The organism is Hymenobacter sp. APR13 (assembly GCF_000737515.1).
In the GTDB taxonomy this organism is placed as follows: Bacteria; Bacteroidota; Bacteroidia; order Cytophagales; family Hymenobacteraceae; genus Hymenobacter.
In genome coordinates this window covers 2,585,665-2,611,630 of record NZ_CP006587.1, presented here as the reverse complement: position 1 = coordinate 2,611,630, position 25,966 = coordinate 2,585,665, and the positions used below count along the sequence as shown (strand labels likewise).

At 60.7% G+C, this 25,966-nt stretch carries 20 protein-coding genes; 3 read left to right on the top strand and 17 right to left on the bottom strand.

The features are described from left to right. Nucleotides 1–335: 335 nt before the first annotated feature. From uvrB to N008_RS10870, 4 genes are all read right to left on the bottom strand, one after another. Nucleotides 336–2,372: an excinuclease ABC subunit UvrB gene (gene uvrB / locus N008_RS10885; RefSeq protein WP_044015944.1), complete on the bottom strand. Its 2,037-nt coding sequence runs from the start codon at nucleotides 2,370–2,372 to the stop codon at nucleotides 336–338. 147 nt (nucleotides 2,373–2,519) lie between these two features. After that, nucleotides 2,520–3,101 (bottom strand): hypothetical protein, encoded by a 582-nt coding sequence (locus N008_RS10880; protein ID WP_044015942.1) that lies wholly within the window; start codon nucleotides 3,099–3,101, stop codon nucleotides 2,520–2,522. A 35-nt stretch (nucleotides 3,102–3,136) separates the two neighbouring features. After that, complete coding sequence (locus N008_RS10875) at nucleotides 3,137–4,783, bottom strand: outer membrane beta-barrel protein (RefSeq protein WP_044015940.1); 1,647 nt, start codon at nucleotides 4,781–4,783, stop codon at nucleotides 3,137–3,139. After that, on the bottom strand, nucleotides 4,764–5,345 hold the full coding sequence (locus tag N008_RS10870; RefSeq protein ID WP_231569684.1) for an RNA polymerase sigma factor: 582 nt from the start codon (nucleotides 5,343–5,345) through the stop codon (nucleotides 4,764–4,766). The genes N008_RS10875 and N008_RS10870 overlap by 20 nt, the downstream gene beginning before the upstream one ends. Before the next feature lie 448 nt (nucleotides 5,346–5,793). Between N008_RS10870 and wrbA the strand changes: the two genes are divergently transcribed. Next, complete coding sequence (wrbA, locus tag N008_RS10865) at nucleotides 5,794–6,408, top strand: NAD(P)H:quinone oxidoreductase (protein WP_044015938.1); 615 nt, start codon at nucleotides 5,794–5,796, stop codon at nucleotides 6,406–6,408. A 223-nt stretch (nucleotides 6,409–6,631) separates the two neighbouring features. Then, on the top strand, nucleotides 6,632–9,199 hold the full coding sequence (locus N008_RS10860; protein WP_044015936.1) for an outer membrane beta-barrel family protein: 2,568 nt from the start codon (nucleotides 6,632–6,634) through the stop codon (nucleotides 9,197–9,199). Nucleotides 9,200–9,441: 242 nt separating this feature from the next. Here the strand turns inward: N008_RS10860 and N008_RS10855 are convergent, their stop codons facing one another. From N008_RS10855 to N008_RS10795, 13 genes are all read right to left on the bottom strand, one after another. Beyond that, nucleotides 9,442–10,185, bottom strand: coding sequence for a shikimate dehydrogenase family protein (locus N008_RS10855; RefSeq protein ID WP_044015934.1), 744 nt, complete (start codon nucleotides 10,183–10,185; stop codon nucleotides 9,442–9,444). A 221-nt stretch (nucleotides 10,186–10,406) separates the two neighbouring features. Continuing rightward, the gene (locus N008_RS10850; RefSeq protein ID WP_044015932.1) at nucleotides 10,407–11,051 is read right to left on the bottom strand and encodes a DedA family protein; all 645 of its coding nucleotides are present in this window, start codon (nucleotides 11,049–11,051) and stop codon (nucleotides 10,407–10,409) included. Nucleotides 11,052–11,197: 146 nt separating this feature from the next. Then, nucleotides 11,198–11,860: a spermidine synthase gene (locus N008_RS10845; protein ID WP_044015930.1), complete on the bottom strand. Its 663-nt coding sequence runs from the start codon at nucleotides 11,858–11,860 to the stop codon at nucleotides 11,198–11,200. Between the two features lie 115 nt (nucleotides 11,861–11,975). Further along, nucleotides 11,976–12,890: a TraB/GumN family protein gene (locus N008_RS10840; protein ID WP_052381439.1), complete on the bottom strand. Its 915-nt coding sequence runs from the start codon at nucleotides 12,888–12,890 to the stop codon at nucleotides 11,976–11,978. A gap of 108 nt (nucleotides 12,891–12,998) precedes the next feature. Then, entirely contained in the window at nucleotides 12,999–14,357 is a 1,359-nt protein-coding gene (locus tag N008_RS10835) for a PQQ-dependent sugar dehydrogenase (protein ID WP_044015928.1), read from the bottom strand. A gap of 35 nt (nucleotides 14,358–14,392) precedes the next feature. After that, nucleotides 14,393–15,541 (bottom strand): acyltransferase family protein, encoded by a 1,149-nt coding sequence (locus N008_RS10830; protein WP_052381438.1) that lies wholly within the window; start codon nucleotides 15,539–15,541, stop codon nucleotides 14,393–14,395. 43 nt (nucleotides 15,542–15,584) lie between these two features. Next, entirely contained in the window at nucleotides 15,585–16,481 is an 897-nt protein-coding gene (locus N008_RS10825) for an alpha/beta hydrolase (protein ID WP_081910744.1), read from the bottom strand. A gap of 109 nt (nucleotides 16,482–16,590) precedes the next feature. Continuing rightward, complete coding sequence (locus N008_RS10820) at nucleotides 16,591–17,424, bottom strand: phosphosulfolactate synthase (RefSeq protein WP_044015926.1); 834 nt, start codon at nucleotides 17,422–17,424, stop codon at nucleotides 16,591–16,593. 180 nt (nucleotides 17,425–17,604) lie between these two features. Further along, a complete protein-coding gene (locus tag N008_RS10815; RefSeq protein ID WP_044015924.1) occupies nucleotides 17,605–19,002 on the bottom strand; it encodes a tetratricopeptide repeat protein in 1,398 nt (465 codons plus the stop codon). A gap of 178 nt (nucleotides 19,003–19,180) precedes the next feature. Continuing rightward, complete coding sequence (locus N008_RS10810) at nucleotides 19,181–20,206, bottom strand: NAD-dependent epimerase/dehydratase family protein (RefSeq protein WP_044015922.1); 1,026 nt, start codon at nucleotides 20,204–20,206, stop codon at nucleotides 19,181–19,183. Between the two features lie 16 nt (nucleotides 20,207–20,222). Then, nucleotides 20,223–20,993 carry a tyrosine-protein phosphatase gene (locus N008_RS10805; RefSeq protein WP_044015920.1) on the bottom strand — a complete coding sequence of 257 codons (771 nt, stop codon included), beginning with the start codon at nucleotides 20,991–20,993 and terminating at the stop codon, nucleotides 20,223–20,225. A gap of 15 nt (nucleotides 20,994–21,008) precedes the next feature. Then, on the bottom strand, nucleotides 21,009–23,477 hold the full coding sequence (locus N008_RS10800) for a GumC family protein (RefSeq protein ID WP_052381437.1): 2,469 nt from the start codon (nucleotides 23,475–23,477) through the stop codon (nucleotides 21,009–21,011). Between the two features lie 56 nt (nucleotides 23,478–23,533). Next, the gene (locus tag N008_RS10795) at nucleotides 23,534–24,469 is read right to left on the bottom strand and encodes a polysaccharide biosynthesis/export family protein (protein WP_044015917.1); all 936 of its coding nucleotides are present in this window, start codon (nucleotides 24,467–24,469) and stop codon (nucleotides 23,534–23,536) included. 237 nt (nucleotides 24,470–24,706) lie between these two features. On the opposite strand from N008_RS10795, the gene N008_RS10790 reads away from it, so the two are divergent. Continuing rightward, nucleotides 24,707–25,846, top strand: a complete 1,140-nt coding sequence (locus tag N008_RS10790) for an acyl-CoA dehydrogenase family protein (protein ID WP_044015915.1) — start codon at nucleotides 24,707–24,709, stop codon at nucleotides 25,844–25,846. The last annotated feature ends 120 nt before the right edge of the window (nucleotides 25,847–25,966 follow it).

Sequence of the window (25,966 nt, the reverse complement as noted above, 5' to 3'; positions counted from 1 at the left end):
AGTTGATGGTGGTTTTGCCTGCCCCGTTCTGGCCCAACAAACAAAAGCCGACCGGTACCCCGTTTGCCAAGTGACGGTGACCGACCAAAATGCGCTGCCCCTAGCCTACCAAGGCAAAACCTACCGCTTATGCTTAGCCGGCTGCCGCGAGAACTGCCGCCGCCGCTGCTGGCAGAGCTGTACTCTCTTTACCTGTTTTTCCTTCGAACCAAGATTATCGCCTCATAAGCTGAGAGTCGCGCGTTCGGGCCTCGTTTCTCGCTCATTCACAAAGCAGCCCCGTAGCATCTCTGCTACGGGGCTGCTTTGTTTTATAACCTTCTGAAGCGCGGCGCTTATTCGCGCTTTGTTTTGAGCACCTGCTTGAGGGCGGCCAACTCGTCGCGAAGCTTGGCGGCGGTGAGGAAGTCCAGGTCCTTAGCGGCGGCTTCCATTTGCTTTTCGGTTTGCTTGATGAGCTTTTCCAGGTCGGTGCGGCCCATCATGGCTACTACCGGCTCGGCGGCAATGGCCAGTCCGCCGTCGGCCTCGGGACCCACGTAGGCCGTGCCCTCCTGAATGCGGTAGTCCGACAGCGAAGTCTGCTCCATGATGGCCTCGCGGCTCTTGCGCACGGTGCGCGGCGTGATGCCGTGTTCCTGGTTGTAGGCCAGCTGGGTGGCGCGGCGGCGGTTGGTTTCGTCGATGGCGCGCTGCATAGAGCCGGTCATGCGGTCGGCGTACATAATCACCTTACCCCGGTCGTTTCGGGCGGCGCGGCCCATGGTCTGGATCAGGCTGCGCTGGTCGCGCAGGAAGCCTTCCTTATCGGCATCCAAGATGGCTACCAGGCTCACTTCGGGCAGGTCGAGGCCTTCACGGAGCAGGTTCACGCCGATGAGCACGTCGATTTCGCCGAGGCGCAGCTGGCGCAGGATTTCCACCCGGTCCAGGGTTTTCACATCAGAGTGCACGTAGCTGGACTTAATACCCAGGCGCTCCATGTACTTCTGCAGTTCCTCGGCCATGCGCTTAGTAAGGGTCGTCACCAGCACCCGGTCGCCCATCTTCACGCGGTTGTCCACCTCGTCCAGCAGGTCGTCGATCTGGTTGACGCTGGGCCGCAGGTCGATTTCGGGGTCGAGCAGGCCGGTGGGCCGGATGATCTGCTCCACCACCACGCCATTGGCCTGGGTGAGCTCGTAGTCGGCGGGCGTGGCACTCACGTACACCGCCTGCCGGTACATGCTCTCAAACTCGTTGAACGTAAGCGGACGGTTGTCGAAAGCCGATGGCAGGCGAAAGCCGTACTCGATGAGGGCCGTTTTGCGGCTCCGGTCGCCGCCCCACATGGCCCGGATCTGGGGCATGGTGGCGTGGCTTTCGTCTACTACCAGCAGGAAGTCGTCGGGGAAGTAGTCGAGCAGGCAGAAGGGCCGGGTGCCGGGCTGGCGGCCGTCGAAGTAACGCGAGTAGTTCTCAATGCCCGAGCAGTAGCCCAGCTCCCGAATCATCTCCAGGTCGAACTCGGTGCGCTCCATGATGCGCTTGGCTTCGGAGTCGCGGCCCTCCTTCTCGAAGTAGGCGTGCTGCTGCACGAGGTCGAACTGGATTTCCTTGATGGCCTGGTTGAGCGTGTCTTTGCCGGTCACGAACAATTGGGCCGGGTACAAGGTCACCGATTTCTCGTCGGCCAGCTTCTTGCCGCTCTGCGGGTCAATTTTGTGGATGGCCTCGATTTCGTCGCCGAAGAAGAACAGCCGGTAGGCGTGGTCGGCGTAGGCCGGATACACGTCCACGGTGTCGCCTTTCACCCGGAACGTGCCGCGCGTGAACTCCATTTCGGTGCGCGAGTACAGGATCTGCACAAACTGGTAGAGCAGGTTGTTGCGCGAGTATTTCAGGCCGGGAGCCAGATAAATGACGTTTTTGCTGAACTCCTCGGGGTTGCCGATGCCGTAGATGCACGACACCGAGGCAATTACAATCACGTCGCGGCGGCCCGAGAGCAGCGTGGACGTGGTGTGCAGCCGCAGCTTCTCGATTTCCTGGTTGATGGCCAGGTCCTTCTCGATGAAGACGTCGGAGCTGGCAATGTAGGCTTCGGGCTGGTAGTAGTCGTAGTAGCTGATGTAGTACTCGACGGCGTTGTTGGGGAAGAACTGCTTGAACTCGCCGTAGAGCTGGGCGGCCAGGGTTTTGTTGTGGCACAGCACCAGGGCCGGCTTGCCGGTCTCGGCAATGACGTTGGCCATGGTGAAGGTTTTGCCCGTGCCGGTGGCGCCCAGCAGCACCTGCGCCGGCTCGCCGTTGTTCACGCCCTGCACCAGTTGGGCAATGGCTTTGGGCTGGTCGCCGGTGGGCTGGAATTCCGAGGTGAGTTGATACTTCATGCAACAGGAAAAGAGGACACCGGAACGCCCGGCCGCCGGCCAGAAAGCCAGCCTAGCATAACTGCGTTAGCAAAGTGTAGGTTTCCCGGCAAACGAAAAAACCTGTCCGACGGGCGAACAGGTTTTCACATGATACGGCACCAGCGGCTAGCCGCCGGGCTGCACCCGCACAATTTTGTTGATTTCGGCCCACTTCACCAGGCTGTTCTGAGGCAGCTGCTGCGCCCAGAACTTCTCGGCGCAGAGCGACACGCCCAGGTGGCACGATTTCACCATAGTTGGCTGCTCCTGCAGCGCCAGCCGCTGCACGGTGGCCAGCCAGTCCTGCTGGTTGGCTTCGGTCATATCCATCAGGCGCGGAATGACGGTAAGGGCGCGGGTCTGGTAGTGCAGATATACGTTGCCGTCCTTCACCGCTTTCCAGGGCCCGGTGTTGATGTAGGGCTTGCGGTTCAGCTCCCGCACCATATAGTCGATGCTGTCGGCGGGCAGGGCGGAGATGTACACCGGCCCCATCACCGATTTAATGACGAACCTATTGCTGTTGAAGAGCTGGAAAGTCTGCGGAAGCGTGGTGGTTTCGTGCATGCCTACCAGCAGCTCACCGGCCACATACGTGCCGTCGGAGCACTCCAGGGGTGGGCAGATCGGAATTTCCGGCTCCACGGGTTCCTGGCGGTTGCACGAGGCCACGGCCCCGGCCAACAAAAGCAAGTAGAGGTAGCGCATAGCAAGCATAAATTGAATGGTTCTTACTCCTGAGGTTAGCGGCGGGCAACTGCTGTAGAGGTAGTGTTGCCGAACTCCACGCTGGCTTCCAGACCCACTGAATACGGGCGGCTGCGGCGCGTGAAGCTGCCGGTTGGGCGGTCATTCAGGCTGTTGAGGCCGGCTTCCACTTTCGGGCCCAGGGCCAGCCGCCAGGTGGCGTTGGCGGGCTGATACCGGACACCGGCACCGCTCTGCACCGAGCCCATGACCTTGCGGTAAGGCGAGTTGGTGGACGCCAGCGTGTAGGTGGTGGTAGCTTCGGGCACGCCCTCCAGCTCGGTGCGGGACTTCAGCAGCACGTTCACGGCGGCCCCTACTTTGGCGTACAGTGCCCAACCTTTTTTCGAGTTGGTGGCGTAGCGCACATTCACCGGCACGCTGGCCGTCTGGTAGCGGTAGCGCACGTTGCGCAACGACAAGTCGGCGTTGGGCCGCACGGCGCCGCTCTGGTTACGGTCGGCGGTGAGCGTAGAGGCCAGCGTGGATTTGCCGTCCAGAAATGCCCACGAGCTGGCCGCCGTTGCCTCCTGCTGCCCAGCCGCCAGGCCGGTTTCCACGGTCCAATTGTTGTTGAGCGGGTAGCTGGCCAGCACGGCCACCTGCTGCCCTAGGCCAGACTGCAGCGTGGAGCGGTACTCAGAAGCCGCCATTTCGTAGGCCTGCACCTGGAAGGTAGCCGGGCTAAAGCTTACAGAATTAGACGCACTGATGGCGGAAGCCCGCGAATAGTCGATGTTGGGGTTGAAGGCCGAAGCGGCATAGCCGGCACTCAGCTTCCAGCGCCGCCGCCGGGCCGGCGCGGGCTGCTCTTCTTCTAGCTGCTGGGCCGGCGAAACCTGCTTTCGGGGTGCAGCGGCAGCCAGCAGTATGCTGGAAGCCGCCGGCGCCGCGGCCATGGAAGTCAGCATATCGGGGCGGCCGAAGCCAGTGGCGGTAGTGTTGCCAAAGCCCGCCGCCCGGCTCAGTACCGACTCGATGTTGCGCCCCGCCGACCAGGGCGCAGTACCCACAACCACCGTGTAGCCCGCTTCCTGCATCAGCGAGGAGCCCGAAAGGGTGGCAGCGGGCTGCCGACCCTCATACAGCCCGAAACGCTGCCCGAAGGAGGCAGGCAGGTAGGTGCTGGCACGGTCGGCTGCCGGGGCAGCCTGCGGAGCGGCCGACGCGCTGGCCAGCGTATAATCGGTGGCCGACGCGGCGCCAGTGGCCGGGGCGGCACCCGGGTCGGCGGTGGGCTGACGGAAGCTGTTGGCGGCCACGCCAGCCAGACTGGGCTGCAAACCATAGCTGCCGGCCTCGTACGAACGGCTGGCACCGGCTGTGCCAGCCGGGGTGCCGCTGTTGCGGAGGTCGGAAGCCGCCGAGGCGGGAGCAGAAGCCACGCCGGGAGCATTCGGTTGCAGCGTCAGCCAGGTGCCACCGCCAGCCAGCAGCAGCAGCGAGGCCGCCGCGGCCCAGCGGTAACCCAGCAGCCGGCGGCGGTAGGTATCATTCTGCTGCACCAGCAGCTCGTGGTCGAGCTGCTCCCAGAGGCTGGCCCGCGGAGTCACCTCCGCCTCGGCAAACTTCTGCCGGAACAGGTGCTCCAGGTCGCCGGTGGGGCGTGGGTCGGGGGTGTGGTTAGGATCGGAAAGTGCCATTCTTGGATTGCGCGTCAAGACGCTCGACTTTAGACTTCAAAATTGCCCGGGCGCGGGAGTACTGCGACTTGCTGGTGCCTTCGGAAATACCCAGCATCTCGCCGATTTCCTTGTGGCCGTAGCCCTCGATGGCAAACAGGTTGAACACCATCCGGTAGCGGGGGGCCAGCTCTTGCACCATGGCCAGCAGGTCTTCGAACCCGTAGTTGGAGAGGGTGAACTCCTCGCCGGCCAGCTCCTCGGGGTAGTCGCCGTCGCTGACGGCTACCAGCGGGGCGTTGCGGCGGTGCTGGCGCAGCGCGGCATTCACCATAATGCGGCGGATCCAGAACTCTAGCGGGCACTCGCGGCGGAAGCTGCTCAGGTTCTTGAATACCGTAATGAATCCTTCCTGCAGCACGTCCTCGGCCTCGAACGTGGTCTGGGCGTAGCGCAGGCACACGGCCATCATGCGGCCCGCGAATCGCTCGTAGAGGTACTTCTGCATCAGCCGGCTGCCAGCCAGGCAGCCGTCGAGCAGCTCAGCCTCGCTGAGTTGGGCAGGCGGGATAAGTGGGCGCACGGCAGCGGGGGGAGGCGTGAGAGCTTCAGGGGACGAAGCCGGCGCACCGGCCAGCAAACTCCGCAGCCCGCTCATGGGCTGCAGCGCCGACGATAGCGCCCTCACTTGCTTTGCCGGCCAGCGGCGCCGGTGCCGTGGATAGCGAGCAGGCCCTGAGGTAGCGTACGCTGGGTAAATAAGGAGAGCATAAGTCGGGAACAGAGAATCGAAAGATAGCCAGCAGCAACACAGGGCCGCAACACACACAAGAGTTACCGGGGCCACCGCGCGGTTGCATACTGGGGCAGATATCTGTAAAAAAAGTTACTGGCCCTCTGCCCGCTGCCTGATAACCTTGCTTTCCGGAAGCGAGTATACTGGCTAGCTTGCTCGCATGTAGCTACATGTGTACTGCATTCTACTTGCTTCTACCCCCGTAATTTACTTCATTCTCTTAACCCTACTGCCCATGAAAACCCTAATTCTGTTCTACTCCACGTATGGCCACGTGTTCAAGCTCGCCGAAGCCATAGCCGAAGGTGCCCGCGAAGTGGAAGGTAACGAAGTAGTCATCAAGCAGGTGCCGGAAACGCTGCCGAAAGAACTGCTGGACCAGATTGGGGCCACCGAGGCGCAGAAGGCCTTTGCCCATATCGAAGTAGCTACTCCCGAGGAACTGGCCGACTATGACGCCATTCTGGTGGGCGTACCCACGCGCTATGGCAACATGTGCGGCCAGATGCAGGCCTTCTGGGATTCTACGGGCGGACTTTGGGCCAAAGGAGCGCTGGTAGGCAAAGTGGGCGGCGCCTTCGTGAGCACCGCTACCCAGCACGGAGGCCAGGAAACCACCATCCGGGCGGTGCATACCATGCAGCTGCACCACGGCTTTGTGCTGGTAGGGCTGCCCTACGCGTGGCAGGGCCAGATGGGCCACCATGAAGTGACGGGCGGCACGCCGTATGGCGCCAGCACTGTGGCCGGTGGCCAGGGCGAGCGGCAGCCCAGCGGCAACGAGTTGGAAGGTGCCCGCTACCAGGGCCGCCACACCGCCGAAATTGCCAAAAAGCTGAGCGTGAAATAATAGACTTTTTCTTGTTACGTTTGTAACAGAAATTGTTCCGCACACCTCTGCAACATTAGCCGGCCGCTCCGAAATGAGCGGCTGGCTTTTTTTATTCCCTGATCTGCTGTCGGGGCAGATTACTATTTCTTCAAGGCAGCTACCAGATGCAACCTTCTGCGGCCAGGCCAGACTTTGCGGCATTGTTGCTTATACACACCCGTCGGTATATTCTTCCTACACTATGAAACACGCACTAGCCCTGCTGCTGAGCACGCTGCTTGCCGCGCCGGCCCTGGCCCAGACGCCGGCCGCCCCTCCTACCGGCAACCGCCCGGCCGGTGCTACCCCACCCGTCGCCGCGCCGCGCCTGGCGTTGCCCGAAACGCCCAAAGGCGCGGGCCGCATTACGGGCACCGTGCTGGATGCCGCCACCAAAAAGCCCGTGGAGTTTGCCACCGTGGCCCTGCTGCCCGCCACCGGCGAACGGCCCCTGGACGGCACCGCCGCCGACGAGCGGGGCCGGTTTGTGCTGAAGGGCCTGGCGGCCGGCGCCTACCGGGTGCAGGTGAGCTTTCTGGGCTACGGCGTGCGGGTGGAGAACGTGACGGTGGCCGACGGCCCCGTGGATTTGGGCAGTCTGTTGCTGACGTCCACGGCCCAGAAGCTGGGCGAGGTGACCGTGACCGGCGAGCGGGACGTGGTGGAAACCAAGCCCGACCGCCTCGTGTACAACGCCGACCGCGACCTGACCAACACCGGCGGCACCGCTGCCGACGTGCTGCGCAAAGTGCCCCTGATTAGCGTGGACCCCGACGGCAACGTGGAGCTGCGCGGCACCTCCAACGTGCGGGTGCTCATCAACAACAAGCCCTCGGGCATCGTGGCCGGCTCGGTGGCCGATGCCATGAAGCAGATTCCGGCCGACCAGATTAAGACGGTGGAGGTGATTACCACGCCCGGCGCCAAGTACGACGCCGAAGGCACGGGCGGCATCATCAACATCACGCTCAAGAAAAACAACCTCGAAGGCACCAACGGCAGCGTGGGCGTGGCGGCCGGCACGCGCAGCTCCAACGCCAACGCCTCGCTGAACGTGCGGCGGGGCAAAATCGGGCTTAACAGCTCGGCCAGCGGCTTCGCCTTCTACAGCCCCAACCGCAACGACCTGACGCGCAGCGTGCGCGACGCGCAGGGCACGCTGGTGCCCTCGCTGCGGCAGGAAGGCGACGGTTTCACGATAGGCGGCGGCGGCTTCGGGCGGTTGGGCTTCGACTACGACCCCAGCAAGGAGCACAATTTCAACCTGAGCGTGCAGGGCAACCTGTTCCGCAACCAGGGCGACTACGACCAGTTCAACCAGCCGGCCGCGCTGCCCGACTTCACCCGCGCCACCGACCGCGCCTTCCGCACCCAGAGCTACGACGCCAGCGGCTCCTACACCCGCACCTTCGAGGGGCAGCCCAAGCGCGAGTGGAGCGTGCTGGGGCAGCACACCCGCAACCGCAACACCCAGCGCTACGACCTCGACCAGTTTCCGGGCCGGGCCACCGAGGGCGAGCGGACTTACCGGGAAGGCAGCGACAACCTGAGCCGCAACCTCGAAACCACGCTCCAGACCGACTACACACACCCGTTTTCGGAAACCGCCACCCTGGAAGCCGGGGCCAAGGGCATTCTGCGCCGCGTGAGCAGCCAGTACGATGTCCAGATTGACCCCACCGGCAACAGCCCGCTGGTGCGCAGCGCCGCCCGCTCCAACACCTTCGACTACGACCAGGACGTGCTGGCCGCCTACGCCACCTACGGCTTCAGCTTGAGCAAGAAGCTGACCTCCCGGCTGGGCGCCCGCCTGGAGCGCACCGACATTACGGGCCGCTTCACGCAGGGCGAAGCCAGCCGCTTCACACAAAACTACACCAATCTGCTGCCCAACGTGAGCCTAAGCTACCAGCCCGGCAAGCCCGGCCAGACGGTGCGGCTGGCATATTCGCGGCGCATCCAGCGGCCCCAGATTTTCTACCTCAACCCATTCATCAACGCCTCCGACTCGCTCAATATCAGCTACGGCAACCCGCGCCTCAATCCCGAATTCACGGACAGCTACGAGCTCAACTACACGACGTTCGTGAAGGGCGTGGTGCTCAACGGCTCGGTGTACACGCGGCGCACCGGCAACGCCATTGAAACGGTGCGGTTTGTGGATGAGCAGGGCGTGCAAAACCAGACGTTCCGCAACATCGGGCGCAATGCCACCTACGGGGCCAGCCTGTTCGGCTCGTTTAAGCCGGTGCCGCTCTGGGATTTGAGCGGCAACCTGAACTTCTACTACGTCTCGCTCAACAGTCCGGCCCTGGACGTAACCAGCACGGCCTTCCGCAACAGCGGCCTGATGTACAGCATCAATATCAACTCCAGCTACAAATTCGCCAAGACCGGCGACGACACCGCCACGCCGTGGCGGCGCGGCCTGAGCATTCAGCTCAACGCGGGTCTGAACTCACCGCGCATTCAGCTGCAGGGCCAGCAGCGGGCCTGGGCGTTCTACTCGATGGGCCTGCGCAAAAGCCTGCTCCAGGACAAAGCCGACCTCACCCTGAACGCCGACAACTTCCTGCAGGCCACCCGCAACCTGAACACCATCCTGGAAACGCCGCAGTTCACGCAGGAAAGCAACAACTACATCTACCTGCGCGGGGTGCGCCTGGCCTTCAACTACCGCTTCGGCAAAGTATCCACCCAGGCCCCCAAGCGCCGCAAAGGCATCCAGAACGACGACGCCAAACAAGGCGAAGGCGGCGGCCAGCAGTAGGTGGCTTGTTGGGTTGGCGGGTTGGCGGGCTGGTGGCGTGACTGTCATGCAGAGGCGCAGCCGAAGCATCTTGCGTGCTGACGTTGCCAGATCGTGGAACGGCAACCGCTCCGTAGCCCAGGGTTTAAACCCTGGGCTAGTGAAGCACCATCAGCACGCGAGATGCTTCGGCTGCGCCTCTGCATGACAGTCACGCCACCAACTCGCTAGTCCACCAACCCGCCAATCCAGCAACCCAACACTTACCGGTTCCAGATTTTCCAGGCTTCCTCGGCCTGAATGCACAGCATTTCGAAGCCGTTTTTGGTGTGTGCTCCTGCCGCCTGACCGCGCTTCATGAACTCGGTTTCACTGGGGTTGTAAATGAGGTCGTAGAGGTAGTGGCGGGGCGTGAGGGCCGCGTAGTTGAGCGGGGGGCACTGTTCGGTATCGGGGTAGGTGCCCAGCGGAGTGGTGTTGATGATGAGCGGATGGTCGGCCAGCACGGTGGGGGTCAACTCCTGATACGTGAGGCCGCTGCCCATAGGATTTCTGGACACCACCCAGTAGCTGATGCCCAACTCGCGCAGAGCCACCTCCACGGCTTTGGATGCCCCACCACTGCCCAACACCAACGCCCGCAGCCCCGGCGGCACTGGCCGCGGCAGAAACCCACGCAGCGAGTCCCGGAAGCCGATGTAGTCGGTGTTGTGGCCAATCAGGCGGCCTTCGGCGGCAAATTCGATGACGTTGACGGCCCCCACTCGCGCCGCTGAAGGCGCCACCTCGTTGAGAAACGGCCATACCTGCTCTTTGTATGGAATCGTGACGTTGAGCCCCCGTAGCTCCGGCTCGCGGGCCAGCAGGGCCGGCAGAGCCGTAATGGCCGGCAGCTCAAACAGCTCGTAGCGGTGGTCGGATAAATCGAGGTTTGCGAATTTCTGACTGAAATAGGTTTGAGAGAAAGAATGCTTCAGGGTCAGGCCGATGAGTCCGAAGGCAGGCATACTAGCAAGAATAAGTTGAGGGCGGTAAGCAACAAAAAAGCACCCGAATTAGCACGGCTTTTTTCCGGATTATCTGGCTGCCACGCATCGCCGACAACAACGGCAGCCAAACAAAAACAGCGGCTTGCCACGTGGCAAGCCGCTGTTTTTTGCTAGCACGAACCCAATGACATTTGGGGTGCGCGCATCCTGCAAAGCGCAGAGAATCCGAAGAAACCGTGCTAGGCAGCAGCCCGGCGCGACTTGAAGAACTCAATAACGGCCGGCAGCACCGACAGCGCAATAATGGCCAGCACCACCAGCGAGAAGTTTTTCTGCACAATTTCCATCTGCCCGAAGAAGTAGCCGGCCAGCGTGAGGAGCGACACCCACAGCACCGCGCCCACTACGTTGTAGCTCAGAAACTTGGTGTAGCTCATGGTGCCCACGCCCGCCACAAACGGCGCAAACGTGCGGATGATGGGGATGAAACGGGCCAGAATGATGGTTTTAGCCCCGTGCTTCTGATAAAACGCCTGGGTGCGCTCCAAGTGCTCACGTTTCAGGAAGCGGGAGTTTTCGCGGAACACACGCGGCCCCAGATAGTCGCCGATGTGATAGTTGAGCGTGTCGCCAAGCACGGCGGCCACGATGAGCAGGCCCATCATGGCCCATACGTTCAGGGGCGAGCCAGGCAGCGCGGCCAGCGAGCCGGCCGCGAACAGCAGCGAGTCGCCGGGCAGGAAGGGCAGCACCACCACGCCGGTTTCCACGAAGATGATGAGGAACAGGATGGCATACGTCCAGGCGCCGTAGTCCTGAATGATTTCAGCCAAGTGCTTATCGAGGTGCAGAATGAAGTCGAGCAGATGCTTCAGAATTTCCATGCGGAGGGGCGAGGTGGTAGAATAGAACTACAAAGAAAGCGGAAAGCCACCGGAGTATCGCCGTGGCCCGGCGGCCGCCCCGGGTTTTGGGCCGGCCGCCGGGCCACGGCGCCGCGCCTGATACGGCAACGACGCCTTCCTGGTCGCTACGCCAGCGGCTTTTCCAGAATCAATAAGCGGTTCAGCAGCTCCACTTCCACTTCCTTCACCCCAAAGCCCAGCTGCGGCAGAAACTCGGCTAATTCCTGCCCCGCCACCTGCAGGTGCGCAGCCGTAAGCGTATTGGCCAGCACCCGGCCGCCAGGCGTGAGCAGCCGCCAGATCTGCTGCCAGAACTCCTCGGTGCGGAGGCCGGCGGGCAGGTCGAGGTCAATGAACAGGTCAATAATAATCAGGTCGAAGGCGGTGGCCGGGGCCGTGCGCACCCAGGCAAAGGCATCGGCGCACACGATGGCCAGGTCGGGGCTCGGGCGGATACCGAATTCCGTATCAGCCAGCTGGATGATGGTGGGGTCGAGCTCGACGGCGGTGAGGTGGCCGGCGGCGGGGTGCTCCTTGCGCAGGGTTTCCACTACGGAGCCGCCGCCCAGCCCCAGCAGCAGCAGTTGCTGGGCCGTTTCGGGCGCCACAAACAGCAGCCCGTAGCGCAGCACCCGCTGCAGCGAGCCGTAGGAGTAGTTGGCGTGGCGCGTGTCCAGCAGCTTGCGGCCCCGGTACCACGTCACTTCCAGCGGCCCGTTGATGGCCGACGTGGTAATGCGGGTCAGGGGAATCAGGTAGCTCAGGTAGCGGCGAAGGAAGGTCAGCATGGTGGCGCAAGGTAAGCCGGCCACCTCTGGAAGCACAAAAGTCCGAGCCCCGACAGGCAGCACGGGTCTGTGCTGCCTGCCGGGGCTCGGACTTATCAGGCCAGGGCTACGCTGCCTACTGAACGGCCTTCACTTGGTAGCCCTGCTGGCGAAGCAGCGCCAGCACGCCTTTGGGGCCACCGAGGTGAGCTGCGCCTACCGCAAAAAACGTGGGCTGGCTGGCTGCCATTTTCTCGATGCTGGCAATCCAGCGCTGGTTGCGGTCATCGAGCAGCAAGCCGTTATACTCGGTGAAGCCGAACAGGCTTTTGCTGCTCATTTCGCGCAGGGCTTCCACCTGCTGCGTTTTGTAGAGGCCCACCATCTGCTGCATTTCCTGCTTCATGGCAGCCTCCTGGGTTACCATATCGGTCAGCATCTTGCTTTGGGCGGCGTACGGGATTTTGTCGAAGACGCCGAGTTGGTCCTGCATGGTTTCCAGGCCCAGCACTTCCTTTTTCTGCTCCTGGGCCATTTTCATGAACGCGGCCTCGTAGCTGGCAGGCTGGCAGCCCATCACGGCCGGCATCAGCATCGAACCTAGGAAAAACGGCTTGATAGCTCCCACCTTGTCGATGGGCAAGCCGGCTTTGGCCTGCAGGTAGGTGCCAAAGGCGGCGTAGTCGGCCGGCGACATGAGGGTCTGCAGGGTCTGGCCGCCGCTCATCAGCATGCCGGCCTGGGCCTGCTGGGCCATCGTGGGGTCGTCCATGTCCATTTCCAGCACCACTTGCTTGCTGCTGCTCACTGCTTGCTTCACCGTTTCGGGCATCTGCATGTCGGCCGGGCAAATCATGTGGATGGTGCCGAACACATAGGAAGGCGCGCTCAGGCCCTTGCCTGATACTTCCCACAGCAGCGAGTTGGCCGTGGCAGCCGTAGCCGCAGGCTGGGCCTTGGCGGGCGCTTTGGTGTTTTTTTTCTGGGCCGAAGCAGTGAGCGAAGTCAGCAGCAGGGCAGCGGCGAAGGCGGTTTTGCGAAACAGACGCATGAGGAGAAAAATAAGAGAGGGAAGATACTGGCTGAATCGCCTAACCGGGCCATTCATTACAGCATCTCCCCTCTTTTTTTCAGCGCGCGGATTTCGGCCGCAGGCCGGCTAGCTTTTGCTGGCCGCCACGCGCCACACTTTGTTGCCGGCATCGTCGAGCACCAGCAGCGAGCCGTCGGGCATCGTCGTGACGCCTACCGGGCGGCCGTACACTTCCTTTTCGCCGGCGTTGGCAATGAAGCCGGTCACGAAGTCTTCCATCTTGCCGGCTGGCTTACCGCCCGCAAACGGCACGAATACCACTTTGTAGCCCGTAAACTCCGAGCGGTTCCAGGAGCCGTGCTGGCCCACAAAAGCGCCCTGCTGGTAGCGGGTCGGGAACGTCTGGCCCTTGTAGAACGCCAGCCCCAGCGAAGCCGTGTGCGGCCCCAGCGCCACTTCGGGCACCAGCGTCTTCTTCACCAGATCGGGCCGCTCGCCTTTGCGGCGCGGGTCTTCCTTGGGGCCGAAATAGGCATAGGGCCAGCCGTAGAAGGCGCCGGGCTGCACGCTGGTCAGGTAGTCGGGCACGAGGTCGTCGCCGAGTTCGTCGCGCTCATTCACGGCCGTCCAAAGCGTTTTGGTTCCGGGCGCCCAGTCCATGCCCACGGGGTTGCGCAGGCCGGCAGCGTAGATTTTCTCGCCGCTGCCATCGGGGTTTATCTCCAAGATATTGGCGCGGCGCTGCTCGTTTTCCATGCCATGCTCGGCCACATTGGAGCCTGAGCCCACACTCACGTAGATTTTCGAACCGTCAGCGTTGGCCAGCAGGTTGCGGGTCCAGTGGTTATTGTAGCCGCCGGCGGGCAGTTCCAATATTTTCTGGCCCGGACCCGTGATTTTCGTCTGGCCGGCTTTGTAGGCGTAGCGCACTACGCCGTCGGTGTTGGCCACGTAGAAATAGTCGCCGAGCACCAGCATGCCCAGCGGCTGATTGAGGTTGGCCAGGAAGGTTTCGCGCACGTCTGGCTTACCATCCTTGTTGGTGTCGCGCAGCAGCGTAATGCGGTTGGCGCTGGTTTCCTTCAGAGATTTCGAGGTATCCAGCTCCAGCTTGGCGGCCACCTTCTTCTTGAAGGAAGTCGGCACCGTGTTGGACTCGGCTACCAGCACGTCGCCGTTGGGCGTGATATAGGCCCAGCGCGGGCTGTTGAAGCTGCCGGCATACTCCGTAATCACGAAGCCGGCGGGCACTACCGGCGTTTTGCCGGCCGGCCAGCCAATCACCTTGCTGCGCTTGGTAGCCGATTTGGTGGCGTAGGGCTCGGGCAAAGCCGGCGCGGTGGCAGCGGGTTGGGTGGCAGAATCGGGCGTGGCTACCGTCTGGGCGGGCGTGTTGGCGGGGGTATCGGTGGCGGGCTGGCCCTGGTTGCAGGATGCCAGCAGCAGCAGAGCCGCTACCGGCCCCGGAAAAGTCAGGTGTTTCATGTCAGGATAGAATACGGAAACCGTTTCTACCTGCTTTAGGCTGATATAGTTACGTCGGCAGTGTTTTGGGCAGCCTTCGCCAGGCGTGCAGGACGCTCCAATACCCGGCGCAGCCACCGATTGAGTGGCTCTTCTAACAGCCAGTACAGCAGCACGGAGCCAGCATACAGCAGCAGCACGCACACTAGTTGATTGCCAACAACTTCATACAGCAGTTGCTGAAACACGCCCATATGGATCAGGTAGAAGGCGTAGGAGCTTTTGCCCAGCAGCACCAGCGGCCCGCTGCCCAGCAGCCGGCGCAGCCAGGTATCTTCCTGCACCAGCCCCGACAGCAGCGGCCCGATGCCCACCAGCGGCAGCACAATATTGTTGATAAACATGCCCGGCCAGGTCATCACCCCAAAGGCATACTCCTCGGGGCCGTGCAGCCGGCTGAGGGCCGCCACGCAGGCCAGCATGCCAGCCAGGCCCACGTAGGTGAGGCCCCGGAACGGCAGCTGCCCGCTGCGCTGCCGCAGCCACCAAGCCAATGCCACGCCCGTGAAAAACTCGGCGGCCCGGCCCAGGTACACGAACTGCAGCAGGAAATCGAAGGAATCGAAGAAGCCGTGCCAGGGCTGCGGCCGCCCGGCCAGCACCAGCGCCCCGCCCACCGCCAGCAGCACCAGCGGCAGCGCCCACAGCCAGTGCCCACTGCGCCGCACCAGCCAGAAAGCCAGCGGCGCCGACACGTAGAACATTTCCTCGGTCGTCAACGACCAGCCCTGCGCAATGCCGGTGTAGAGGTATTGCTGGAACAGGCCCCGCAGAAACGTGATGTTGAGCACGTACTGCTCCAGCAGGTTGTCGGCCGTGTCGCGCCCCAGATAGTAGAACAGAATGAACGTGGCCGTCGTGAGCAGAAAGTACAGCGGGTAGATGCGGGCAAAGCGATTGGCGAAGTACGTGCGCAGCTGCAGCCGCTCCTGCCCGAGGTAGCGGTAGCCAATTAGAAAGCCGCTGAGCACAAAGAAAATGGTGACGCCGATGTGCAGTTCGGCGGCCAGCGTATGCACCGTCCAGCCGAATTTCTCCGCCGAAAACGGGTTGAAGTGGTGCACAAACACCAGCCCCGCCGCCACGGCCCGCAGGCCCGTCAGGGCCGGAAAGTATTGTTTGGGCTCGGGCTGTGCAACGGGCATTCGGCGAGGATGTAGGCGTTAGGATAGGGAGCTGGCCGGCCGGCTACTGGCCCAGCAGAAACCGCAGCGGCACGGCCACGCGCTGCTGCCAGGCGGCTTCGTTGTGGGCGGCGCCGGCATACTTGCGGGTCAGCCAGCGCCGGGGCGGGTAGCGCATGGCCCGCAACAGGCTGTCTACGCGCTGCTGGTGGGGCTCGTACCAGGCATCGAGGGTGGTGGTGCCGTAGTCGAAGTAGAGGCGCGGGCGCAACCGGCCGGTGAGGCGGGGCTGCAGGTAGGCCAGCATGGCCGTGGTGAAATCGGGCGTGCTTTCCTTGAGGCTCAGGGGCCAGTGCGTGGAGAGGCAGGCCGCGCCGCCAAACACCTGCGGGTACTCCATAGCCGCGTACAGCGAAATCAGCCCGCCCATGCTGCTGCCGGCCACAAACGTATCGGGCCGCCGCGGGCTGGTGCGGTACTGGCTGTCGATGCGCGGCTTCAGCTCCTGCACCAGAAACTTCAGGTAGTCGTCGGAAAGCGGGGTGCCGGGGCGCTCCTGCGCCAGCCGGGCGCGGCGGACTTCGGGCATGGCGGCGTAGGGCTTGGCCGGGGCGTACTCGCGGAAGCGGCGGTCGGTGTTCCAGACGCCCACCACAATGCAAGCCCGCGCCTGCCCGGCCCCAATCAACTGCGTAAGCACGCTGTCGACTTCCCAGGCGGTGCCGCCGTAGGACGTGGCGCGCTCAAAGAGATTCTGGCCGTCGTGCATGTACAGCACGGGGTAGCGGCGGCCCTGCTCGTAGCCGGGCGGCAGCCACACGCTCACGCGGCGGGGCTGCACAAACCGGGAAGTCACTAGGCCAAGCTGCTCCAGCCGGGCCGGCGAAGGGGTGGCGGGCTGGGCCGAGGAGGAAAAAGCCAGCCGCAACAGCGGCAGCAGCACTAACAGGCGCAGATTCATGCCGCAAGTATAACCACAAGCCCCGCCCCGATTGCCACCAAACGCCAGGTGGCTGCCTCCGTTGCCGGAAACAGCCACCTGTAAGTTGCGTTGGGCAGCCCGAAAACGCCTAGCCGCGTGGCATCGACGTGCCGGGGCGGCCGACCGGCTTCACCTCGGGCTTGAACATATCGTCCACGTTGTCCATGTCGAGGAAGTCGGTGAACGTGTCGCCGCGCAAGCCCAGGCGGATGGTTTCCAGGCTCACGATTTCGTTGGGCGCAATGTTGCCTAGGTTTACGTTGGAACCCAGCAGTTTGATAAACCACACCTGCTGCGCTTTCTGCGGAGCTTCCCACAGGATTTTCTCGAACGGAATCTGGGTCAGGATTTCCTCAACCAGGCCCGAGCGCACCTCGCCAGTGCTGCGGAACAAACCCACGTTGCCGGCCTCGCGGGCTTCGCCAATCACCTTCACGGCGCCGGCTTCCAGCTCCGTTTTCATCTGCGAAATCCACTTGTAGGGCGGAATAATCTTCTCGGCATCCTTGGAGCCTACTTCGCTCAGCACCTGCACATCCTGGGCCAGGGTGCGGATGTACTCCAGCTTTTTGTCGTGCACCAGGTCAATGGAGCCGTCCGATACTTCGGCGTATTCCATGCCGTACTCTTCCAGTAGGCGGCGGTAGTCATCGAACTGGTTGCGGATGATGAACGCCTCGAACAGCGTGCCCCCGAAATACACCGGAATACCGGCTTCCTTGTAGGCGGCCAGCTTGCGCTTAAGGTTGGGCGTCACGAAGGACGTGGCCCAGCCCAGTTTCACGATGTCGGTGTAGGGCGCGCCCACTTCCAGAAAGTCTTCTACTTCGCGCACACTCAGGCCTTTGTCCATTACCATGGTAAAGCCTTGCTCGCGGGGCTTGGCAGTGCGTTCAGGAAGTTGTGAGAGGTTGTAGTTCATGCTGAAGGGTCTTAGTTAGATTGGGTTTGAGGGCCTGACCAGCAGGCAACACTCCCGGCCCGATGAAGGCAATGCGGCAAAAGTAAGCCCGAATTTTATAACAGAAGGCCTGAGAAGACGTCGGGCGGCAGCGCAAACCCATCCTCTTCCCAGGCCTTCGGCACCCGGCTTGCGGCTTATTTATTTCCGATACTGGTCGATCAGGCGGGCCAGCGCCTGCTGCGACTCCAGCTCCGGGAAGTACTCAAACAGCAGCTTGTGCTTGTCGAAATCCAGCACCAGCGCGTTTTCCAGCGTTTCATAAGCTTCACGGAAGCGGCCGGCCGCCAGTTGGTAGGCGCACAGCCGGTAGTGCAGCTCGGCTTCCAGCGGCTGCACTTCCACGGCGTTGCGCATCAGGTCAATGGCGCCCTGAAAATTGCCTTGCTCGTAGAGGATGATGCTCCAGTTCAGCCACACGTCTTTGCTGTCGGGGGCCACTTCGGCTGCCTTCTCGTAGGCATCCAGCGCACTCACCACGTTGCCGACCTGGTACTCGGCCGCCGCCAGCGCCATCCAGTATTCCACGCTTTCGGCGTAGATTCCCACGGCCTTCCGGAAGAAATGCGTGGCCTCGAGGTAGCGCTCCTGCTCGTTCATGATGATGCCGATGCCAAACCAGGCCTCATCCATCTCCGGCTCCAGGTCGATGGACTTCTGGTAGAAGCGGCGGGCGGCGTCCCACTCGCGCAGCTTCTCGTGGCACTCGCCAATGTTGCAGAGCGCCTCCGGCGTCGGCTGGCCTTCAGGGTAGCTCAGCTCAAACTCCCCAATGGCCTCCCGGTAGCGCTCCTGGCTGACGTACACGCTGGCCAGATAGGCGTGCGCCTCCAGAAACTTGCTATCAACCAAGATGGCGTATTCGAAGGCCGCCACGGCCTTGTCCAGCTGCTCCAAGCGGTAGTACGCCTGCCCCAGGTTGTACCAGGCAATGGCCGAGTAGGGGTCGTCGTCGGTGAAGCGCTGGAAAAACGGCAGGTTTTCTTCCAGCCGCTCGCTCACCTCCAGGCAGTACAGCAGCTCCTGCACCGCCACATCGTTGTCGGCGTTGATGCGCAGGCTTTTCTTGTAATACTTGGCCGCACTCTTGAACTTCTGCCAGCTCTGATAAGCCAGGCCCAGGTTGAAGAAGATGTCGTCGCGGTCGGGCGCGCGCTCAGCGGCCTGCAGGAAGAAGGCCACTGCCTCCGCGAATTCGCCTTTCTGGGTGGCAATGATGCCGCGCGTTACCGCCACGTCCGGGTTGTCGGGGTCGAGGTGGGCTACGTTTTCAATCTGGCTGCTGGCTTCCAAGTACTCGCCTTTCATGGCCAGCACCTGCGAGCGGTCAATCAGAAGTTCAGTGCTGAATGGGTATTGGGCAATGGCAGCCTCACAGGCCTGCAAGGCCTTGTCGTACTGCGTGTTGGTGGTATAATGGTCGATGATGTTCTCAAAATCGGCCAGGTCGAAAAAGACGGGCTCGTTCTGGGCCACCATCCGCTCGAAACGGCGCACGGTGTCCAATACTTCGTCCCGGTCCTCATAATTTTCATTCATTCTCATGCAGCTACAATCAAGTGCCGGTTATCCGTCAAAACGGCAGCCCCAGCGGGCTTCCCTCCGGCCAAACCCGCTTCAGTACGGGTTAAGGCCTAATATACAACAACCGCACCGGAGCCGGGCAGGTTCGCATGGCGTCATACCACGTGAAAAATAGTCGCCAGCGGCTGCCGGTTTACTGGCCGCTACCCTGCGTGTGGGCTGGCTGCTGGCGGCGCTGCAGTTGCTCGCAGCACCACGCTATGGTTTCCTGCAGCGGCCGGAAGGGCCGTCCGGTGGCCTGCTGCACCTTTTCGGCGCGGTACAGAACGGGGCGGCGGCCAGCCCGGGCCGTGTCTTTGGTGATGAGCGGCCGGGCGCCGGTCAGCACCGAGCGCAGATGCTCCAGCCGCCAGATGCCTTCCGCCGCCCAGTCGGGGACGGCCACGGTAGGCGGCCGGCGCCCGAAACAGGCTGCCGCGCGGGCCAGAAACTCCTGCAGCGGCAGGCTACCAGCACTCAGCACGTAGCGCTCCGCCGTCAGCTGGGTATCGAGCGTGAGATAGAGCATACAATCCACCACATCGCGCACATCCACAAAATTGACGCTACCCGGCGTGTAGAAGCGGTGCTGCTGCCAGGCATACCGAAACAGCCGGGTGCTGCTCCGCTCCCAGTCGGCCGGCCCCAGTATCACCGACGGGCACACGATTACGGCCTGCAGCCCTTCGGCCACGCCGCGCCACACCTCCAGCTCCGCCAGGTATTTGGACGTGGCGTAAGCTCCGTGCTCGGCGCCCAGGTCCCACTTAGTGTTTTCATCCAGCAGCTGGGGCTGGATGCTAGGCACCACGCTCGTCTCGGCAGCGCCACCACCCAACGCCGCCACCGACGATACCTGGCAGAGCCGCACGCCCGGCTGGCGCAGGCAGGCATCCACAATGGCCGCTGTGCCCTCTACGTTCACCTGCAGCAGCGCTTCCTCGTCTTGCGGAGCGTAGGACACCAGCCCGGCGCAATGAAATACGTGGGTGATGCCCTCCAGCGCAGTGGTCAGCAAGGTCGTATCCCGCAGATCTCCTTCCACCCATTCTACTCCTTCGGCACCAGCCAAAGCCGGTATTTGCTGCCGGTAGAGGGCGCGCACCCGCAGGCCGCGGGCTACCAGCGCCGGAATCAGAAAACTTCCTACAAGGCCGCTGCCGCCGGTCACGAAAATCATGCAGTTCTTCAATCCGTTACAGCGTGTTGTTGAGCAGCGGCAGCGCCAGCAATTTGCGCATGTATTCAGCCGGCAACACCTTGTCGCGCAGCGTAGCGGTGTGCTTGAGGTTGTGCGCGTCCGTGCCGACCATATCCACCAAACCGGCATCAATGAGCTTCTCCGTCACCCGTTTCGCACCAGCCGAGTAGTAGCCAGCCAGCGAGTTCAGATTAACCTGCAGCATGGCCCCGGTTTCGCGCACCTTCACTAGGTCCTCAAACCGCCCATAGAAATAGGTGTACCGCTCGGGGTGGGCCAGCACGGGCTGGTAGTTCATACTTTGCAGCTGGAAGATGGTTTCAGCGAGGTTTAGCGGCTCATTGATATAGCTGGTTTCCACCAGAATGTAGCGCTTCTCGCCCCCAAAGGTCAGCATTTCGTCGCCGCGCTCAAGCCGCGGCCCGAACCATTCGTCGAGGTAATACTCAGCAGCACATTCCAGCGTCATATCCTCCAGGCCGGCAGCGCTGGCCGCCTGCCGCAGCGCCCGTAGCGCCCCTCGGATACCGTCAGGCGTATTCTTGTAAAAGTCGCCCATGATATGGGGCGTCATGATCAGCTTACGATATCCCAAAGCGCGCAACTCCCGCAGCAACTCTAGCGACTGGTCTAGGTTTTCGGCGCCGTCATCAAGGCCGGGCAGCACGTGCGAGTGCATGTCGGCACCCAATTCTGCAAGCCCATCGGCAGCCAAAGCCGGCAAAGTAGCCGCACTGCCAAAGAGCTTCTGAAAGAAGGATGCCATAGCCGTTGTCCGGAGTTAAGAAAAACGCTTGCGCAGGCGCGTAAGCTTGCCGTCGGCTGGCTTGGTTTCTTCGTAATAGCCCTGCCCATAACCATAACCATAACCATAGCCGTAGCCGTAGCCATACAAGCCACTGGCAGTGGCATCATTGAGGATGACGCTTAAGCGTGTGAAATTATTGGCCCGCACCAGCTTATTGATATTCTTCAGGAAAGCTTTTTTCGAGTAATTGGCCCGCACGATATAAATCGGAATGTCGGCCTTGCGCATGATCAAAATGCCGTCCGTCACCAGCCCTACCGGCGGCGTGTCAATTAGAATAACATCGTACAGCTTGTGTAGCTCAGCCAACAACTCGTCAAACCGGCTGCTGAGAATCAGCTCCGACGGATTAGGCGGTGTCGGGCCGGCCGAAATAAAATCCAGCGTTGGAATGGACGTATGCTGAATACACTCTGCAATGGAATGCTTGTCGATGAGGATGGTGCTGATGCCCTTAACGTTTTCCGCCCCGAAGGCCAGATTCACCTTGGGCTTGCGCATGTCGAGGTCCAGAAGCACTACCCGCTGCTCCGACAGGGCAATGATGCCTGCCAGGTTCACCGACACGAATGTTTTGCCTTCGCCGGAAATGGTGGAAGTCACGGAAATCAGCCGCTTTTTCTTGGCCGAGCTGATAAAGTCCAGGTTGGTGCGGATAGATCGGATAGATTCAGAAATGGCTGACTTCGGGTTCTTATCCACTACCAGCTTCGACACGCTCATCTTCTCCTTGTCGTAGGTAGGGATAACGCCCAGCACCGATGAACTGGTAGCCCGTTCCAGTTCCCGCACATTCGTAACGGTGTTGTGCATCAAGTAGCGGACCGCCATTAGCGCCAAGCCCAGTATGATGCCGCTTGCTAATCCAATGGCATACACCATCAGTTTAACAGGCGAAATAGGCGCACTCGGCAGGCTGGCCGGCGACAGAATCTGGAAGTCCGGAGTAGTGCCAGCTTTGGCGATATTGAACTCCACCTTTTTGTCCATGAGCATCAGATATGATTTCTCATACAGTTCCAATGGTCGGTTCAGGCGGGCCAATTCAGTGGCTTTCTGCGGCAGTGTTTGCAATTCGGAATTAAATAGGTTCCGCTGCCGGTCTAGCGCTGCCAGTTGGCTGCGAAGCAGCTCCTGGTTCTGGCGCATGGTACGGCGCACATTACCTTTCACGAAATTGAGTTGCTCCCGCTGCTGTTGTACGGCTTCGGTGGTCTCTTTGTAGGAGCGAAGCAGACGACGTAGGTTCCACTGCAGATCATTCAATTCGCCTAACTGCTGAGAAAGCTGGCTATTTTCCAGGGTAGCCAGGGCCGGAATGCTCTGCTCTACCGTCAGGTCTTCGCGCGAGGTAATGGTGCCTCGCTCAGCCAGATCCGCTACTTCATTAAGTAAACGGATTTTTTCTGATAGTTTCAGCCGCTCCTCTTCTTGCTTTTCTAAGCGTGCTGTGATTTCGCCGATGCTAGCCCGCACATCGTACGTTTTATTCTGTCGGGCAAAGTCCTGCAGATTCTCTTCTGCCTGCGCTAGACTCTGCCGGTTTTCCGTGAGTTGCTGATCCAGAAACTGGAGCGTCTGGGCAGTGGCAGTCTGCTTCTGTGCAATCTTCTCTTGTAGATATACTGTATCTATTTTGTTAACAATGGCACGGGCTTTCGAGGGGCTGAAATCCTGAAAGGATATTTGAATAGTATTAGCATCTGGATTAACAATTTCAACTAGCAGATTCCTATCCAAGTAAGCATTGATGGCAGCCTCGTCGTTGATGGTGAAGAAGTAATTGCGCTCGATCACCGAGGCATCTATCTTTCCTTCAGGCAGAATTCGTAATGTCATACCGCCCAACCTTATTGGTTGGTTCAAAGCGTAATCGCCACCTTGCTCTTGTCCATCTTTCTGATAAGAGAGGTGAAAGAACTGAGCGTCTTTGAAACGAAGGTTGAACTTGGTATTGTAGAGGACTTCCCCATCGTACTGAACTCGAAACGGCGAAGTACCATATAATTCACTTTCCAGCACGGTCCCTTCGGCGTAATAGTTTACGTCCAAGTCCAGAGAGTCGCGTAGGCGCCGGTAGATAATATTGGACTTGATCAGTTCCACTTCCCCAGAAAGCTTGTTCAAGCTCTGTCGGCCTTCCGCTTCCTTCATTGCTCCGCCCAAACCCAGTGTGCCAGCCTCAGTCTTTTCGTCAATCTTTAGAAGAGACGAAGATTTGTATACAGGCTTAGTATAGCGGAGAAACAACCAAGATCCGGTCAGGCCAAGACCAATTAGCAGTAGCAGCCACAGCAAGCTCCGCCGCACTACCATTAGTAGCGTGTCGAAATCCAAGCCGCCACCGTCATCTGCTGGCTCCGATTCTACAGGTACAGCGCTTACTCCACCCGTGGCATTTCGGATTAAGCTTTCCAGCTCGGCGTTTTCATTAACGGCCATCTACAAGAATGAGAAGTTCAGCAAATTGGAATGAAGCAAACTCTTTCAGTCACACGTTAACGTGTTAAAGAAATGATTAGGCTTATTGTAGTTATTAAGATAGATGACAAACCCAATACTGGTGCAGCATCGTTCAACGCATCGTAGAAAGGCCGGCGGATGGGCTCAATATAGATAATGTCATTAGGCTCCACCTGCAGGTTAGCGCGACGCATCCCGTCAATGGTTGTCAGGTCTACCTGCTCGATTTGCGGATTCTTCAGGTTGCCCCGGATAATGCGAATATTGGAGGCCTTCCCACCTGACCGGTATAGACCACTAGTACCGCCGCCACCGCCGCTCCCGTCAATACCGCCCGCTGCCGCTAGCACTTCCAGCAGGTTCATGTTATCGTTCACGAGGGGTACGATTCTACCGCCTGGCGAGCCCAGCACGATAACCCGATTGTTGGTCACGCGGGTAGTCACGAAAACGCCTTTGTAGAATTCGCTATACTTAATCTGCAGAACACTGTCGGCCTGCAGCAAAGTCAGACCCGAAACCCGCACCCGGTTTACGAGTGGTAACCGAACGTAACCATCAGTCTGCACTAGGAACTCCGATTCACCGGCTGAGCTTTGTGCCGCGCCTCCACTTTGAGCGCCGCCTCCGCTCTGGCCGCCATTGCCCAGCGTACGGCTGCCATTGGCCCCAGTAGACAGCATACCAGCCGGCGCACCGAAGCGTAATTCACCGTTCGGATCGATAATTCGCTCTCCCTCATTGGTGTAGACCCGCACCGATAGTTGGTCGTTGTTCTGGATGGTGTAGTTCCTGTTCACACGGTTTATTACCCGGCGTATGCGGGTAGTGTCCAAGCCTTTCTCTCCGTTATTTAACTGAAACATTACCCGCTGTTTGTATAGTCTGTCACTACACGACGACATCAAAGTCAGAAAGGGCAGGCACAGCAGCCAGAACAGCGTGAGATGGCGAGAAACAGATGGACGCATGCAGGCTAAGGGAGCCGAAAAAGTGAACGGATGGGCCGTGGCGAGGCAACATCCAGAGAAAGTGGTTTCTCTGAAAAACCTTCAAAGTTAACCGATTTGGCGGCCTCTTTCAAAATCGCCCCTGCCTCCCGTAATTCTGCACGCGGATTGGGGCAGGCAAAATCGTACTTTCGCGGACCCAAAGCCGGGCTTTACCGGTTATAGCTCTACTTCTCACCACCTTTCATTTTCCCACCCATGGAATTGGTTGCTACCGAAAACCAGACAATGATTGCCCAGATGGTGCGCGACTTCGGCGCCCAGCATATCAAACCCCACATGATGAAGTGGGACGAAAGCCAGGAATTTCCAATTGACGTGTTTCATAAGCTCGGCGAAATGGGCCTGATGGGCGTGCTCGTGCCGCAGCAGTACGGCGGGGCTGGCTTTGGCTACACCGAGTACGTGACGGCTATTGCCGAGTTGGCCAAGATTGACGGCAGCATCGGCCTGAGCATGGCGGCGCACAACTCGCTGTGTACCGGCCATATCCTGCAGCATGCCTCCGAGGAGCAGAAGCAGAAATACCTGCCGAAACTGGCCTCCGGTGAGTGGATTGGGGCCTGGGGCCTGACGGAACCCAACACGGGCTCCGATGCCGGCAACATGCGCACCGTGGCCATCGAAGACGGTGACCATTACGTGCTCAACGGCGCCAAGAATTTCATCACCCACGGCAAATCCGGCCACGTAGCCGTGGTGATTGCCCGTACCGGCGAAGTGGGCGATTCGCACGGCATGACGGCTTTCATCGTGGAGCGCAACACGCCGGGCTTCGCCGCCGGGCGTAAGGAAGACAAACTGGGCATGCGCGCCTCGGAAACCACGGAGCTGATCTTCACGGACTGCCGCGTGCCAAAAGAGAATGTCATTGGCAAAGTGGGTGACGGGTTTGTGCAGTCGCTGAAGGTGCTCGATGGCGGCCGCATCAGCATTGCGGCGCTGAGCCTCGGCATTGCGCAGGGCGCTTACGAAGCAGCGCTGCAGTACTCCAAAGAGCGTCACCAGTTCAACCAGCCCATCAGCAGCTTCCAGGGCATTGCCTTCAAGCTGGCTGATATGGCTACCGAAATCGAGGCGGCCTCCTTGCTCACGTACCGCGCAGCCGATATGAAGGACCGCGGCCTGAACGTGAACCGCGAATCGGCTATGGCTAAGCTGTACGCTTCCGAGGTATCGGTACGGGTGGCGAATGAGGGCGTGCAGATCTTTGGGGGCTACGGTTACACCAAGGATTACCCGGCCGAAAAATATTACCGCGACGCCAAGCTGTGCACTATCGGCGAGGGCACCAGCGAAATTCAGAAGCTCGTTATTGCCCGCACGCTGCTCAAGTAAGCAGCACAGGGCCCGTAGCGTTTTCGGCAACTACGCTACCTGAAAGGCATCTTCGTGCTGGAGGTGCTTTTTGGGTACGTGTTTTTTCCGGCGGTGAAATCAGTGAAAAAGAAGCGGCGT